This window comes from Salipiger pentaromativorans, from assembly GCF_024721115.1.
In the GTDB taxonomy this organism is placed as follows: Bacteria; Pseudomonadota; Alphaproteobacteria; order Rhodobacterales; family Rhodobacteraceae; genus Salipiger; species Salipiger pentaromativorans.
The window spans coordinates 108138-122069 of sequence record NZ_JAMDHK010000014.1; the positions used below are offsets into that span (position 1 = coordinate 108138).

The 13932-nt window shown below is 67.6% G+C and carries 15 protein-coding genes; 7 read left to right on the forward strand and 8 right to left on the reverse strand.

Features of this window, described 5'->3' with window-relative positions:
- The first annotated feature begins 3 nt into the window (after positions 1 to 3).
- Positions 4 to 1449, forward strand: coding sequence for a TolC family outer membrane protein (locus M4578_RS18850; protein ID WP_258094846.1), 1446 nt, complete (start codon positions 4 to 6; stop codon positions 1447 to 1449).
- A gap of 70 nt (positions 1450 to 1519) precedes the next feature.
- Positions 1520 to 2614, forward strand: a complete 1095-nt coding sequence (locus M4578_RS18855) for a hypothetical protein (RefSeq protein WP_258094847.1) — start codon at positions 1520 to 1522, stop codon at positions 2612 to 2614.
- Positions 2615 to 2795: 181 nt separating this feature from the next.
- Here M4578_RS18855 and M4578_RS18860 read toward each other — a convergent pair whose 3' ends face one another.
- A complete protein-coding gene (locus M4578_RS18860; protein ID WP_258094848.1) occupies positions 2796 to 3125 on the reverse strand; it encodes a DUF6280 family protein in 330 nt (109 codons plus the stop codon).
- A 216-nt stretch (positions 3126 to 3341) separates the two neighbouring features.
- Here M4578_RS18860 and efp point away from each other — a divergent pair, with 216 nt between their 5' ends.
- Both efp and M4578_RS18870 read left to right on the forward strand, forming a co-directional pair.
- Positions 3342 to 3905, forward strand: a complete 564-nt coding sequence (efp, locus tag M4578_RS18865; RefSeq protein ID WP_258094849.1) for an elongation factor P — start codon at positions 3342 to 3344, stop codon at positions 3903 to 3905.
- A gap of 96 nt (positions 3906 to 4001) precedes the next feature.
- A complete protein-coding gene (locus M4578_RS18870) occupies positions 4002 to 4469 on the forward strand; it encodes a GNAT family N-acetyltransferase (RefSeq protein WP_258094850.1) in 468 nt (155 codons plus the stop codon).
- A gap of 55 nt (positions 4470 to 4524) precedes the next feature.
- On the opposite strand, the gene M4578_RS18875 is transcribed toward M4578_RS18870, so the two are convergent.
- The 4 genes from M4578_RS18875 to M4578_RS18890 form a co-directional block, all read right to left on the reverse strand.
- The gene (locus M4578_RS18875) at positions 4525 to 5322 is read right to left on the reverse strand and encodes a fructosamine kinase family protein (RefSeq protein ID WP_258094851.1); all 798 of its coding nucleotides are present in this window, start codon (positions 5320 to 5322) and stop codon (positions 4525 to 4527) included.
- Positions 5319 to 6053, reverse strand: a complete 735-nt coding sequence (gene ygfZ, locus M4578_RS18880) for a CAF17-like 4Fe-4S cluster assembly/insertion protein YgfZ (protein WP_258094852.1) — start codon at positions 6051 to 6053, stop codon at positions 5319 to 5321. Before ygfZ ends, M4578_RS18875 begins: the two co-directional genes overlap by 4 nt.
- Before the next feature lie 65 nt (positions 6054 to 6118).
- The gene (locus tag M4578_RS18885; RefSeq protein WP_258094853.1) at positions 6119 to 7867 is read right to left on the reverse strand and encodes an ABC transporter ATP-binding protein; all 1749 of its coding nucleotides are present in this window, start codon (positions 7865 to 7867) and stop codon (positions 6119 to 6121) included.
- The gene (locus tag M4578_RS18890) at positions 7864 to 8559 is read right to left on the reverse strand and encodes a phosphatase domain-containing protein (RefSeq protein WP_258094854.1); all 696 of its coding nucleotides are present in this window, start codon (positions 8557 to 8559) and stop codon (positions 7864 to 7866) included. Before M4578_RS18890 ends, M4578_RS18885 begins: the two co-directional genes overlap by 4 nt.
- A gap of 140 nt (positions 8560 to 8699) precedes the next feature.
- Between M4578_RS18890 and M4578_RS18895 the strand changes: the two genes are divergently transcribed.
- Positions 8700 to 9896: a pyridoxal-phosphate-dependent aminotransferase family protein gene (locus tag M4578_RS18895; RefSeq protein WP_258094855.1), complete on the forward strand. Its 1197-nt coding sequence runs from the start codon at positions 8700 to 8702 to the stop codon at positions 9894 to 9896.
- Between the two features lie 131 nt (positions 9897 to 10027).
- Here the strand turns inward: M4578_RS18895 and M4578_RS18900 are convergent, their stop codons facing one another.
- The 3 genes from M4578_RS18900 to M4578_RS18910 all read right to left on the reverse strand — a co-directional run bounded on the left by M4578_RS18900 (position 10028) and on the right by M4578_RS18910 (position 11843).
- On the reverse strand, positions 10028 to 10216 hold the full coding sequence (locus M4578_RS18900; protein WP_258094856.1) for a histidinol phosphate aminotransferase: 189 nt from the start codon (positions 10214 to 10216) through the stop codon (positions 10028 to 10030).
- A 109-nt stretch (positions 10217 to 10325) separates the two neighbouring features.
- Positions 10326 to 11441 (reverse strand): pyridoxal phosphate-dependent aminotransferase, encoded by a 1116-nt coding sequence (locus tag M4578_RS18905; protein WP_258094857.1) that lies wholly within the window; start codon positions 11439 to 11441, stop codon positions 10326 to 10328.
- Between the two features lie 72 nt (positions 11442 to 11513).
- Complete coding sequence (locus M4578_RS18910; RefSeq protein ID WP_258094858.1) at positions 11514 to 11843, reverse strand: DnaJ family domain-containing protein; 330 nt, start codon at positions 11841 to 11843, stop codon at positions 11514 to 11516.
- A 126-nt stretch (positions 11844 to 11969) separates the two neighbouring features.
- Between M4578_RS18910 and M4578_RS18915 the strand changes: the two genes are divergently transcribed.
- On the forward strand, positions 11970 to 13256 hold the full coding sequence (locus M4578_RS18915) for a lipoprotein-releasing ABC transporter permease subunit (protein ID WP_258094859.1): 1287 nt from the start codon (positions 11970 to 11972) through the stop codon (positions 13254 to 13256).
- The gene (locus tag M4578_RS18920; protein ID WP_258094860.1) at positions 13249 to 13932 is read left to right on the forward strand and encodes an ABC transporter ATP-binding protein; all 684 of its coding nucleotides are present in this window, start codon (positions 13249 to 13251) and stop codon (positions 13930 to 13932) included. The genes M4578_RS18915 and M4578_RS18920 overlap by 8 nt, the downstream gene beginning before the upstream one ends.

Genomic DNA, 13932 nt, shown 5'->3' on the forward strand with positions numbered 1-13932 from the left:
GTCATGGCGCGCAGGACGGTGTTCGGAATGATGGCGGGGCTTTGCTTCGCGGCGGTATCGACGGTGCCGGCTTCGGCCGAAACCTTGGCGAGCGCGCTCTCCAGCGCCTATGTCACCAGCGGGCTGCTGGATCAGAACCGCGCGGTGTTGCGGGCCGCCGACGAAGACGTCGCCCAGGCCGTCGCCTCGCTGCGTCCGGTGCTGAGCTGGTCCGGGAACGTGACGCGCAGCTATGGGTCGCAGCGCAGCCTCGAGTCGCAGACAAGCTATGTCGGTCTGGTGCCGGTCACCACCACCGACTGGGTCTGGCGCGGAAGCACCAGCACCACCGCCACCGCCAGTCTTCTGGCATCGCTGACGGTTTATGCGGGCGGATCGCGGGTCATGGGCTTTCACGCCGCCCGCGAGGCGGTTCTGGCGACCCGCGCGGCGCTTGTCTCGGTCGAGCAGCAGGTTCTTTATAACGGCGTCTCGGCCTTCATGGAGATGCGCCGGGCCACCGAAACCGTGGCGCTGCGCCGCAACAACGTGCGGGTGATCAACGAAGAGCTGCGCGCCGCGCGCGACCGGTTCGAGGTGGGCGAGGTGACCCGCACCGACGTGGCCGCCGCGGAGGCGCGCCTTGCCGCCGCGCGCAGCGCCCTGGCCGCCGCCGAAGGCGAGCTGATGGTGAATCGCGAAACCTACAAGGCGGTGATCGGGCATTACCCGAACGGTCTGGTGACGCCGCGCAGCCTGCCGCGTCTGCCCGGCGGGGTCGAGACCGCCAAGGCACAGGCGCTGCGCGATCATCCCAACATGATTCAGCTCAAGCATGTGGTTGCGGCCAACGAGCTGGGCATCGACATCGCCAAGGCCCGGATGGAGCCGACCGTCACCGTGCAGGGAAGCTGGGGCGTCACCGAATCCTTCGATTCGAAATCCGCCTCGCGGGGCGGCTCGGTGGCGATCGGCGTCACGGGACCGATCTATCAGGGCGGGGCGCTCGCCTCGGGCGTGCGGCAGGCGATGGCCGACCGAGACGCCGCCCGTGCGCAGCTTTACACCGAGGGTCAGACGGTCGAGCAGAATGTCGGCAGCGCCTATGCGCAGCTCGGCATCTATCAGGCTTCGCTGCGGTCTTCGCAGGAACAGGTGCGCGCCGCGCAGGTGGCCTTCAACGGCATCCGCGAAGAGGCGACCCTGGGCGCCCGTACCACGCTGGATGTGCTCGATGCCGAGCAGGAACTGCTCGACGCCCGCGCCGCGCTGATCTCGTCGCAGGTCGATGAGACGCTGGCGGCCTATGCGGTGCTGGCCTCGGTGGGGCAGTTGACCGCCCAGGCGCTGGCGCTCGAAGTGCCGCGTTACGATCCGGCGGAGTATTACAACCTCGTCAAGACGGCTCCGGTGAAGTCCCAGCAGGGCGAAGATCTCGAGCGTGTCCTTCGTGCCCTCGGGAAAAACTAGGGTTTTCCACATCGGTTGTTTGGAATCGCGCCTCGGGCTACAGTTTCCCCGAGGCAAGAGTGGGAATTGAATGTCGGATCCCGTAACAAATGTGGAAATCGAGGACGTCTTGTCCTCTATCCGGCGGCTGGTCTCTGAAGATGCGCGTCCGAAAGCGTCTCCGGCCAACCGTGAGAAACAGGACAAGCCCGAACGTCTGGTGCTGACCCCGGCGCAGCGCGTGCCCGAATTCGGCACCGTCGAGGATGACTCCGTGAATGACGCTGGGTCTGCCGAACCGCCGGTGCTGCTGACCTCTCCAACGGCGGTTCCCGCGCCGGAGAGCCCGGGCGCAGAGCCGGAGCCGGAGGCCGCGCCTGCCGTGGCGGAGGCACAGGCCGATCCGGTGCCGGAGGCGACCGGGGCAGAGGAGACGGTGGCAGGGCCCGCAACGCTGGGAGCGCTCGTCAAGGACGAGCTGGCACGGGCGCTGACCTCTGGCCGCATCGCGGAACCGACAGAGGATCCGGTCTATGAGGAGGATGCCGAGGACGAGGCTCTGGGCGCTTTGCTCGGCGATTCCGACGATATTTGGCCCGCGATGTCCGCCGACATGATTCCCGCCACCGAACCGGTCCTGAAGGCGGCGCCGCGCGCCGAGCCCGAGACTGACACCGGGGATGGTGGGCTTGCCCGCAAGATTGCCGAGCTGGAAGCGCTGATTTCCCGCAGTCCCGACAGTTACGAGGCGGATCTGCCCGGCGAGGGCGGCAATGCCGCGTTTGTGCATCATCCGCCCGAGCCGATGGATTGGGATCGGCTGATCCCGACCGACGCGAAGCCCGCCGAAGAGAAATTTGTCGAACCTGTCCCGTCGGGGGAACCGGCCCCGGCTGCCGAGACGGAACCGGAGCCCGCGCCTCAGCCCGCAGCCAATGTTCTGCGCGGCCCGGCCTGGCAGGCCGAGTCGGCCCCCCGGGCGGAGATCGCGGACAGCGCGCAGGCCGAGCCGCCGGCGCGGAGCGACGATCTGGGCGCGATTGATGAAGACATCCTGCGCGATATGGTCGCCGAGATTGTCCGTCAGGAGTTGCAGGGCTCGCTGGGCGAACGCATCACGCGCAATGTGCGCAAGCTGGTGCGGCGCGAAATCCATCGGATGATCGTCAGCCAGGATCTGGACTGACGCGCAACTCCGCGACCGGAGGACGGGAGCAGGGAGCGCCCACTCTTCTGGTGCGCGTTGCAGAGAGGGCCTTGGTGCCGGTCTCTGGCACGGATCTGGCACATAGGTATGCAAAACCGAAAGGCGCGCCCGTCTCGGGGCGCGCCTTTCGTTTGGTCCGGTGACCTTGAGGGCCGGAGGATCAGGCGGCTTCGGCCCGGTCGGCGGCTGCGGCGGCGTTCCGGCGCTCGCTCTCCTCTCGCGACAGCGCAACGGAGGTGCGCACACCCTTGCCGACGAATTCCATCAGACCGGAGACCACGCGCTCGTTCGGGTCGATCCCGGCGCAGCTCAGGACTTCACGGCCGTCGCGCGAGCGCGCCCAGCGGGCGATTTGCTCGGGACCGTTGCCGTATTTCTTGTCGTCGGCGATCGCGTCGTCGAGCGCAGCCAGAACCACGGCGGCAAACAGCTTGCGCGCGCGGTTGCCCTGTTCGGCATTAAAGGCTGTGCTATCCACGAAATCTTTCATATTTCGACCTTTGATTATTGCTCTTGTCTTTTCGGGCGTGTGTGGGGTTATGAACTATTCCGTTTGATTCGGATACACTTGAAACGCATGTCTCCCATGCGCCCAGCGCATGGATTGCTTTGTGCGCATACGATATATCGTTGTCTTGCACGGGCATCACTGGCCAGATATAGGAGCGGCCAGGAAATCATCAACCTTTGGCCAAAGTTTAGTCCCATGCCCAAGATCAACGGAAACGAGATCCGCCCCGGCAACGTTCTGGAGCACAATGATGGCCTTTGGGCCGCGGTCAAGGTCGACCATGTGAAGCCCGGCAAGGGCGGCGCCTTTGCGCAGGTCGAGCTGAAGAACCTGCGCAACGGATCGAAGCTGAACGAACGCTTCCGTTCCGCCGACAAGGTCGAGCGCGTGCGTCTGGAACAGAAGGACATGCAGTTCCTGTACGAAGATTCCGGCATGCTCGTCTTCATGGATACCGAAACCTATGACCAGGTGCAGCTTCCGGCCGACATCCTGGGCGACCGCCGGCCGTTCCTGCAGGACGGCATGACCATTGTCGTGGAGTTCTACGAAAGCGAGGCGCTGAACGCCACGCTGCCGCAGAAGGTGACCTGCAAGATTGTCGAGACCGAGCCGGTGGTCAAAGGCCAGACGGCCGCCAACAGCTTCAAGCCGGCGATTCTGGACAATGGTGTCAAGGTCATGGTGCCGCCCTTCGTGGGCCAGGACGAAGACATCGTCGTGAACACCGAAACCATGGAATATTCGGAACGCGCATAACCCGCGCGCCGACCGTTCCGTCCCCGTGCGATCCGGGGGCGTAACAGAAGAAAGTGACCAAGGGCCTCCGGCGGCAAGCCAAAGGAGGCTCTTTTCATGATCGACCATTTCACCGAAACCGACCTGCCGCATGTGGCCGCGCTGTTGCGCGGACTGAATGCGCTGCATGTGGCGCGCGTGCCGCAGCGCTTTCACGACGCGGCGGACGAGACCGCGCTGGCAGCCTTCCTGGCGCAGCAGATGGCAGAGGGCGCGCAGGCGCTGGTCTACCGCGCCGAGGGCGTGCCCCGGGGCTATCTGCTGTGGAAGCGCCGCGACATGCCGGCCAGCGCGGTGGACCGCGCCCGGCGGCTGGCGGTGCTGGATCATATCGCCGTGGCGCCCTCGTGGCGGCGGCGGGGCATCGGCCGCAGGCTGGTGGCGCGGTTCGAGGCGGAGGCCCGGGCGGCGGGCTGCGAGGGCTGGATCACCATGGTGCATGCGTTCAACGGCGCCTCGGCGGGGCTGATGCGGCAGTCGGGTGCCGCGCTGGCGGTGGAGGTTCTGGAAAAACGGCTGGGCTAGGGGGCAAGATCCTTCGAAGGATCTTGCAAATCTCTTTCAAGAGATTTGCCCGCGCTCAGATCCCGGCGTCGCCCAGCAGCCGGGCCACGAGGCTCTGATACCCCGCGCCGAACAGTCGGAAATGCACGAGCGCCGGGTAAAGCTGATAGATCGGGCGCCGCGCGGCCCGCCCCGGCGCCTCGGGCCCATAGCCCTGCCAGAAGGCCGCGGGCGGCGTTCCGAAAAGCTCGAGCATGGCGAGGTCCACCTCGCCATGCCCGCGATAGCAGGCCGGGTCGATCATCCAGGCGGTCTCTGCGCCGAAAAGCGCGTTGCCGGCCCAGAGGTCGCCATGCAGCAATGCTGCGGCGGGTGCGGCGGGCAGGCGCTCGGGCAGCGCGCGGGCCAGAGCCTTGAGCCGCCGGGCCAGCGCCGGGGGCAGAGCCGGCAGGAACGGCAGCAGCCGGCGCCGGGCCCAGAATACCGGCCAGTCCGCCAGCGCGCCGTTTGCGATGGGCAGCGGGCCGAAGGCATAATCCTCGGGCCAGCCATAGGGGCGCCCGGTCTCGTCATGCAGGCGGCGCAGCCCCTTTCCCAGCGCCCGCCAGCCGGCGGGCGAGGGCCGGGTCTCTTCGAGCCATTCCAGACAGAGCAGGTCTTCCGACTGATAGAGCACGCGCGGCACCGGCGCGCCGGCGGCGGCCATGGCGCTCAGCATGCGCGCTTCGGTGGCAACCCGCGCCCCGCGCTTGACCGCCATTTGCCGCCCGTCGGTCAGCGTGAGTTTCATCACCTCCGACAGATCGCCGCCCTGCAACCGCTGCACCGAGGCCGGCGCGGCCCCGAAGACGCGCGACAGCCGGTCGGGCGTCACGGCTTGTAGCGGAGCGCGGCGTCGCCCGCGCGCAGGTCTCCCACCGCCCGGTCGAAGCGCAGGAAGGCGATGCCATGCCCGCCCGACTGGGTATAAAGCACGCCGGCCGGTTTCTCGCCGGCCAGGATCTCGGTGCCGGCCGGGGCGCTGCCCGAGACCGCGACGATGGCCAGCCCCTTGCGCAGCTCGGTCTTGTGCTTCATCCGGGCGGTCACCTCCTGACCGACATAGCAGCCCTTGTGGAAATCGACCCCGTTCAGCCGCTCGAACCCGGCTTCCAATATGAAGGTGTCGGGGGTCAGCTCGATTCCGCTTTCCGGCACGCAGGCCGCGACGCGCAGCGCGTCCCAGTCGGCGGGCTCGCCGGGCTGGCCGTCATAGCCGCGCCAGCCCAGGCGCGGATCGCGCGGATCGACAAAGGCGCCCTCGGGCGGCGCACCGGTGCCCCGCGTCACCGCCAGACCGGTTTCGGCGACCTCCACCTTGGCACGCAGCTTGTACATCGACAGCGCGCGCAGCAGATCGCCCGCCAGATCCGCATCGACGTCGATCAGAATATCCGCACCCGCCGGCACCAGAAAGAAATCGGCCCGGTACTTGCCCTGCGGCGTCAGCAGCGCGGCATAGACCAGCCCGTCCTTCAGGCGCGCCACATCGTTGGTCACCAGGCCCTGGAGGAAATGTTCCGCATCCGGGCCGCTGACCCGCAGCACCTTGCGTTCGCCGTTCATCGCGTTCTCCCTGTCGGTTCCCGCGATATGTAGCGGGCAGGGCGCCGGGTTGCGAGGGGGCGGGCTCAGCTTTCGGAAAACTGCATGGCATGAAGCCGCGCATAGGCGCCATTGCGGGCAAGCAGGGCGTCATGTGTGCCTTCCTCGACCACACGGCCCTGATCCATCACCACGATCTTGTCCGCATGGCGCACGGTCGAGAGCCGGTGCGCAATCACCAGCGTGGTGCGTCCCTGCGAAAGCTGCTCCAGCGCCGCCTGCACCACCGCCTCGGATTGCGCGTCGAGCGCCGAGGTCGCCTCGTCGAGCAGCAGGATCGGCGTGTCGCGCAGCAGCGCGCGGGCGATGGCCACCCGCTGGCGCTGCCCGCCCGACAGCGCCGAGCCGCGCGGGCCCACGCGCGCGTCGAGCCCGCCCTCGATCCGGGGCAGGAAATCGGCCACATGCGCGGCGCTCAGAACCTCCTGCAAGCGGGACTCGGAAACATCGTCGCGGCCCAGCAGGATGTTCTCGCGCAGCGTCTCGTCGAACAGCAGCGCCTCCTGGCTGACCACCGAGAAGAGCCCGCGCAACTCGGCCAGCCGCAGCTCCGAAACCGCGATACCGTCGATCTCCACCCGGCCGCTCTCGGGGTCCACCAGACGGGTCAGCACATTGAAGACCGTCGATTTGCCCGCCCCCGAGGCGCCGACCAGCGCCGTGGTCTGGCCCGGCTCGGCGGTAAAACTCGTCCCGCGCAAGACCGGTGCCTCGCCATAGGCCAGGTGCACGTTGTTCAGCACAATCCCCGGCACCCCTTGCGGCGCGGGTTTCGGCTGCGCCGGATCGCGCAGGTCGGGCACCAGTTCGAGCAGCTCCTTCAGCCGTTCGATCGAGGCCGCGGCGATCTGCCAGTTGCCGCTCACCGCGCCCAGCCGCCGCAGCGGCTCGAAGGCCAGCGCGATGGCGGTGAAGAAGGCCATGAAATCGCCCACGGTCTTGGTGCCCGCGATGATCTCGCCGCCGCCGTAAAGCAGCACCCCCATGAAGCCGACGCCGGACATGATGTCGATGAGGCCGGGGATCGAGGCCTGCCCCATGGCGGCGCGGGTCTCGGCGCGGATGCGCCTGTTGGTGAGCTTGCGGTAGCGCGCCGCCTGATACTCTTCGAGCCGGTTCAGCTTGATCGGCACGATGCCGTGGAACACCTCGTTGAGCCGGGTCGAGAGCTTGGCCGCGATGTCGCGCGCCTTGCGGGCGTTGCCGCGCACATAGCGCTGCACCAGAATGGAGGGCAGCACCAGCAGCGGCGCCCCCACCAGCGCCACCAGCGTCCAGCGCCAGTCGATCCCCAGCGCCACGGCAAAGAGCGAGATGAGCGCGATCACGTCGCGCCCGGCGCCGGTGATGATGATGCGCCAGACCTTGCTGATCTGGCCCACATCGCCTTCGACCCGTTGCATGAGGTAGCCCGGCCCGTGGTCCTGATGGAAGCCGCCGTCCAGCGTCATCAGATGTTGCAGCAGATCGTTGCGGATGTCGCCCACGGTCCGTTCCGAGACCTGCGTCATCAGCACCTTCTGCGCGATGCTGGCCAGCGCCCGGATCAGGAAGCTGCCGAAGATCACAATGCCGACCCACCACAGCGCGCCGGCGTTGCCGCCGACAAAGACGCTGTCGAACATCGGCTTCATCATGTAGCTGAGCAGCCCGAACATCGAGCCCTCGACCGCCATGAACACCAGCGCCACGGCCAGCAGCAGCCGGTAGCGCCAGAGATAGGTCCACCAGAGCCAGAGAAACAGCCCGCGGGGTTTGTCCGGCGCGCCGCTCACGCCAGCTCTTCCGGCGGGCGGCGGGCGTCGAACCCGGCCTGAACGGGTTTGCTGTCGTATTCCGTGGCGATCCACTCCTCGAAGGCGATCGGGGCGCGGCGGTTGCGCGCCGCATAGATGTCGAGAATGTAGCCCTGGATGCCCGTGCGGGTGAATTCCAGGTGGATGTATTTCAGCCCGAGCTGCTTGCGCGCCTCTTCCACCGGCACGCCCTCGAACACCATCAGATAGACCGCCGAGGCAAAGCCCGCGCGGTCGGCGCCGGACTTGCAATGGAACATCATCGGCTTTTCCGCCTGCCGCATGGTGTCGATCAGATTGAGCACCCGCTCGCGCTTGGGCGCCATGCGGGCCCAGAGCTTGGCGTGCAGCAGCGTGAGCCCCAGCGTCTCGCAGCTCTCCTTCTCGAACAGGTAGTGCGAGAACTCTTCCTCGCCACGCAGGGTGATCACCGTCTTGATCCCCATCTTCGCGTATTTCTCGAAGCGGCGGTGCGTGGGGTGGTTCGATCGCCAGACCCCCGGCGCGATCTGCCAGAAATTGGTCCAGAACGTCCGCAGCCATGCGTGATCGAAAAGGTTGTAATGCAGCACCGACAGGGCGCGGGCGCCGGGAGACGAGATGTCCTTGCCGAAGGAGCGGCGAAACCGCCGTTCTCCGCGTTCGATCTTGTCCCAGAGGGTCTTCAGCATGGTGTGGTCCCGGTTTCTGCGCGGGGTTTAGTGGCCTTGGGCCATGGTGGCAAGCGCGGGGGTGCATTGACGCCGCCGCCCCGCCGGTTAGGTTGGCCGCCGTCCCGCTATTTCAAGGGGCGCTTTCACGGAGAAAATCTATGTCGCTTGCCCACGGCCGCCCCTATCTGGCCATTCCAGGCCCGTCCGTCATGCCCGATGCCGTTCTGCGGGCCATGCACCGGGCGTCGCCCAATATCTACGAGGGCGAGCTGGTCGAGATCGTGCGCGGCCTTATCCCGGATCTGAAATACGTGGCGCAGACCGAGGGCAGCGCGGCGATCTACATCTGCAACGGTCACGGCGCATGGGAGGCGGCGCTGTCGAATGTGGTGGGCGAGGGCGACACGGTGCTGATGCCCGCGACGGGGCGGTTCGGGCATGGCTGGGCGGATATGGCGGCGGGGCTCGGGGTCGAGACGCAGCTGATCGACTTCGGCCGCAAGACGCCGCTCGATCCGGTGCGGGTGGCCGAGGCGCTGGCGGCGGACAAGGCGCATAAGATCAAGGCGGTGATGGTCACCCATGTGGATACGGCGACCTCGCTGCGCAACGATGTGGCGGCGGTGCGCCGGGCGATCGACGATGCCGGCCATCCGGCGCTGCTGATGGCCGATTGCATCGCCTCGATGGGCTGCGACCGGTTCCTGATGGATGAATGGGGGGCCGATGTGGCGGTGACCGGCTCGCAGAAGGGGCTGATGGTGCCGCCGGGGCTGGGTTTCGTGTTTTTCAACGACCGCGCGGCAGAGCGGCGGGCCGAGATGAAGCGGGTCAGCCGCTACTGGGACTGGACGCCGCGCGCCAATCCGGAATTCTTCTACAACTACTTCGGCGGAACCGCGCCGACGCATCATCTTTACGGGCTGCGCGCCGCGCTGGACATCATCCGCGCCGAGGGCATGGAGGCGATCTGGGCACGCCACGCCACGCTCGCCCGGGCGATCTGGGCGGCGGTGGATGTCTGGGCTTCGGACGGGCCGCTGGAGATGAACGTCGCCGATCCGGCCTATCGCAGCCATGCGGTCACCGCGCTGCGGGTCGGGGCGCCTTACGGGGCGCAGCTTCGCGAATGGACGGATACGCAGGCGGGGGTGACGCTGGGCATCGGGCTGGGCATGTCCGAGCCCGAGGATCCGCAGGGCACCGGGTTCTTCCGCATCGGCCATATGGGACATGTGAACGCCCATATGGTGCTGGGGATGCTGGGGGTGATCGAGGCGGGGCTTCAGGCGCTGGGCGTGCCGCACGGGCGCGGCGGCGTGGCCGCTGCGGCCGAGGTGATCGGCGCGGCCTGACGCTTTCGGCAGCAGTGCGGTGGGCAGGATTGCCCACCCTACGGCGTCTGTGCGAGGAGGCAATCTCATCGCCAGCCGGAGGGGCCTGGGCGCCGCTCGGGTGTAGGGTGGGCAATATTGCCCACCGCACCCTATCCCTTTCGCGCCAAACGCCGGTCCAGAAGCGTGATCGCATGGTTGAGCGCGATGGCGCCCAGCAGCACAGGGGCGAGACCCAAGGTCGCCCAGACAACACCGAAGATCCACAGCAGGTTGACGAACAGGAACACCAGCGCGGGCTTGGTGTAATCCGGGGCGGGCTGGCGGGTCTGGCCGGTCATCTCGGCGGTCCTTGCGGAAAGGCTGTCGTCCGAAGCAGTCTAGCGCGCGGACGCGGCCTGTCACCGGCGCTTCTGGGCCGGCGCGGTCACGCTTTTGTGCGGGGCACGCTCAGGAAGCGGTTTCCCGCGCCTCTGCCAGTGCTTTGGGCAGTTCTTCGGCGAGGATCTCCAGATCCGCCTCCGTTCCCGCGCTGATGCGGATGCAGCGATCCTGCGGGGCCACGAAAGGCATCCGTACAAAGACCCCGCGTGCCGCCAGCGCCTGTAGCACGGCACGGGCAAAACCGCCGTCGCCGCCGCAGTCCACCGCCACGAAATTCGCCGCCGAGGGCAGGGTGGACAGCCCGTTGTCCCGGGCGATCCCGGCGATGCGCTCGCGCGCCACACGCACCTTGCCGCGAATCTCGTCCAGCCAGGCATCGTCGCGCAGAGCCGCAAGCGTGCCGGCCTGGGCCGGGCGGTTCATCGCGAAATGGTTGCGCACCTTGTCGAAGGCCCGGATCAGCGGTTCCGCGCCCACCGCATAGCCCACCCGCGCCCCCGCCATGCCATAGGCCTTGGAGAAGGTGCGGAAGCGGATCACTCGGGGATCCTCGGGGTCGATGACGGGGGCGGTGCCCTCGGGCGCAAATTCGATATAGGCCTCGTCCAGCGCCAGCACCGTGCCCTCCGGCAGCGCGTCCAGCGCCGCCTCGATGGCCGCACCGTCATGCCAGGTGCCCATCGGATTGTCGGGGTTGGCGAGATAGACGATCTTGGCGTCCACCTCGGCGGCCCGGGCGAAGAGCGCGGCGATGTCCTCGTGATCCGCGCGGTAGGGCACCTTGTGCAGCGCGCCGCCATAGCCCGCCACATGGTAGCTGAAGGTCGGATAGGCGCCGTCGGAGGTCACCACCGCCTCGCCGGGGGCGACCAGAAGCCGCACGAGATAGCCCAGAAGCCCGTCGATCCCCTCGCCGAAGACGATATTCGCGGGCCGGCAGCCCAGCCGGGCGGACAGTTCGGCCTTGAGATCGGCATGGCTCGCGTCGGCATATTTCCAGATCTCGGCATCCGCCGCGCGCAGCGCCTCCAGCGCGCGGGGCGAGGGGCCGAAGACGTTCTCATTGGCGCCCAGCCGGGCGCGGAAGGGGCGGCCCATGGTGCGCTCCTGCTCCTCGGGGCCGACAAAGGGCACCGTGGCGGGCAGCCGGGCGATCAGGTCTGGAAAGCGAGGTCCGGTCATGGACGCGGCGTTTACGCCCCGGCAGCCGCCCGGGTCAAGAAAAATGCCGTTGGGGCGCGGTCAAACGCGGCGTCAGCGGAGGAATTTCTTGCGGGCGTCGCGGGCGATCTCGTAGCGCATCTGCACATCGGCGAGCTGCGCCATCAGGCGCATTTTCTCGGCGGGATCCTCTGCCGCCTGCCAGGAGGCGCGGACGGCGTCCAGTTGCGCCTTGAGCTTCAGCTCTTCCGGCAGCGCGCCGGCTTCGGCCATCATGCGAAAGCCCACCGCATCCCCCGGGTCGATCATCGCGTCGCCCGGACGGTCGGGCAGCGGTTTGCCCTCGCCCGCCAGCCCCGAGAGCTTGCCCTCGGCTTCGGCCTTGCGGATCTGTCGTTCGGTGAGGCGGGTCCAGCTGAACATGATGCGATGAGGTTAGCGGAGGATCGCCGCTTTATCAAGCGTGGGCGGCTTGACCGCGCCGGGTGGAGCGGTCACTTTCCCGCCCGAGCAGCGGCAGACAAATCCCAATGCAAAGGCGCCCGACGAATGGCCAGCACACCGCCCCCTTTCGCCCCGTTCGAATGGATGATCGCCTGGCGCTATCTGCGCGCGCGGCGCGCCGAGGGCGGTGTCAGCGTGATGACCTGGATCAGCCTCATCGGCATCACCCTCGCGGTGTTCGCGCTGATTGCGACGCTGGCCGTGCGTTCGGGGTTCCGGGCGGAATTCGTCGATACGATCCTGGGGGCCAACGCCCATGTGACCGTCTATGCCAGCCAGCGCGAGGACGAGTTCGGGCGCCTCGTCCGCACCTTCCCCGATTTCCGTGACCGGGCCGAACGGGTCGCCGAGGTGCCGGGGGTCATTCGCGTGGCGCCGCTGGTCAAGGGACAGGTCATGGCCACCGCCAACGCGCGCAACGCCGGTGTCGAGGTCTTCGGCATCGACGGGGCGGATCTGGCGGCGATCCCGCGCATCGCCGATCCCGAGACCGGGCGCGGCGCGCTCGACCGCTTCGGCGAGGGCGTGGCCATCGGCTCGGGCGTGGCGCGCGAGCTGGGGCTCGGCATCGGCGACCAGATCAAGCTGATCTCGCCCGACGGGGTCAAGACGGCCTTTGGCGTCTCGCCGCGGGTCAAGCAATACGAGGTGGTCTATATCTTCACCGCCGGGCGCTACGACATCGACCGGACCCGCGTCTACATGCCGTTCTCCGAGGCGCAGCTCTATTTCAATCGCGAAGGCGTGGCCGACGAGCTGGAGGTCATGACCGCCGATCCCGAACATGTGGAGGACATCGCCGTGCCGGTACAGATGGCGGCGGGCTCCGGTGCGCTGATCTGGACCTGGCAGGATGCCAGCGGCGCCTTCCTGCGCGCCCTCGAGGTCGAGGACAACGTGATGTTCGTCATCCTCTCGGTGCTGGTGCTGATCGCCACGATGAATATCGTCTCGGGGCTGATCATGCTGGTCAAGAACAAGGGCCGCGACATCGGCATCCTGCGCACCATGGGGCTGACCGAAGGCTCGGTGCTGCGGGTGTTCTTCATCTGCGGCGCGTTCACCGGGGTGATCGGCACGCTGATGGGCGTGGGGCTGGGTTGTCTCTTCGCGCTTTATATCGACCCGATCTTTTCCTTCGTGAACTACGTCGCGGGCGGCGGGGTCTGGGACCCGGCGGTGCGGGGCATCTATTCGCTGCCGGCCAAGCTGCAATTGGGCGACGTGCTGAGCGCCATGGCGCTGTCGCTGGGTCTCAGCTTTGTCGTCACGATCTTTCCCGCCCGCCGCGCGGCGCGGATGAACCCGGTGGAGGCGCTGCGCTATGAGTGATCCGGTCCTGCGCCTTTCGGGCATCGAGAAACGCTACAACCCCGGAAAGCCCAACGAGGTGGCGGTGCTGCGCGGTGCCGATCTTGAGGTGGCGCGCGGCGAGGTGGTGGCGCTGGTGGCGCCCTCCGGTGCGGGCAAATCGACGCTCTTGCATATCGCCGGGCTGCTCGACACCGCCGATGCGGGCGAGGTGGCCATTGCCGGCGAGGCGCTGAGCGGCAAATCCGACCGGCGCCGCACAATCCTGCGCCGCCAGGAGGTGGGCTTTGTCTATCAGTTCCACCATCTGCTGCCCGAGTTCACCGCGCTGGAAAACATCGTGCTGCCGCAGCGCGCCAATGGCGTGGCGCCGAAAGAGGCCGACGAACGTGCGCGCGCGTTGTTGCGCAGCGTCGGTGTCGAGGCGCGGGCCGAACACCGTCCGGCGGCGCTGTCGGGCGGCGAACAACAGCGGGTCGCCTTTTGCCGGGCCATGGCGAATGCGCCGAAGCTGTTGCTGGCGGACGAGCCGACGGGCAATCTCGATCCGGGAACCTCGGACACCGTCTTCGAGGCGCTGATGCGGCTGGTGCACGAGACCGGGCTTTCGGCGGTCATCGCCACGCATAACCTCGAGCTGGCCGGGCGCATGGACCGTCAGGTGCGTCTGGAAGAAGGACGGCTGGTCGCGGTCTGA

Bases quoted from the DNA above. Each gene is read 5' to 3' on its own strand.
- M4578_RS18895 (WP_258094855.1), top strand. From the start codon at position 8,700: ATGTCGCTTGCCCACGGCCGCCCCTATCTGGCCATTCCAGGCCCGTCC.
- efp (WP_258094849.1), top strand. From the start codon at position 3,342: ATGCCCAAGATCAACGGAAACGAGATCCGCCCCGGCAACGTTCTGGAG.
- M4578_RS18905 (WP_258094857.1), bottom strand. From the start codon at position 11,441: ATGACCGGACCTCGCTTTCCAGACCTGATCGCCCGGCTGCCCGCCACG.
- M4578_RS18915 (WP_258094859.1), top strand. From the start codon at position 11,970: ATGGCCAGCACACCGCCCCCTTTCGCCCCGTTCGAATGGATGATCGCC.
- M4578_RS18920 (WP_258094860.1), top strand. From the start codon at position 13,249: ATGAGTGATCCGGTCCTGCGCCTTTCGGGCATCGAGAAACGCTACAAC.
- M4578_RS18870 (WP_258094850.1), top strand. From the start codon at position 4,002: ATGATCGACCATTTCACCGAAACCGACCTGCCGCATGTGGCCGCGCTG.
- M4578_RS18860 (WP_258094848.1), bottom strand. From the start codon at position 3,125: ATGAAAGATTTCGTGGATAGCACAGCCTTTAATGCCGAACAGGGCAAC.
- M4578_RS18855 (WP_258094847.1), top strand. From the start codon at position 1,520: ATGTCGGATCCCGTAACAAATGTGGAAATCGAGGACGTCTTGTCCTCT.
- M4578_RS18910 (WP_258094858.1), bottom strand. From the start codon at position 11,843: ATGTTCAGCTGGACCCGCCTCACCGAACGACAGATCCGCAAGGCCGAA.
- M4578_RS18850 (WP_258094846.1), top strand. From the start codon at position 4: ATGGCGCGCAGGACGGTGTTCGGAATGATGGCGGGGCTTTGCTTCGCG.
- M4578_RS18890 (WP_258094854.1), bottom strand. From the start codon at position 8,559: ATGCTGAAGACCCTCTGGGACAAGATCGAACGCGGAGAACGGCGGTTT.
- ygfZ (WP_258094852.1), bottom strand. From the start codon at position 6,053: ATGAACGGCGAACGCAAGGTGCTGCGGGTCAGCGGCCCGGATGCGGAA.
- M4578_RS18900 (WP_258094856.1), bottom strand. From the start codon at position 10,216: ATGACCGGCCAGACCCGCCAGCCCGCCCCGGATTACACCAAGCCCGCG.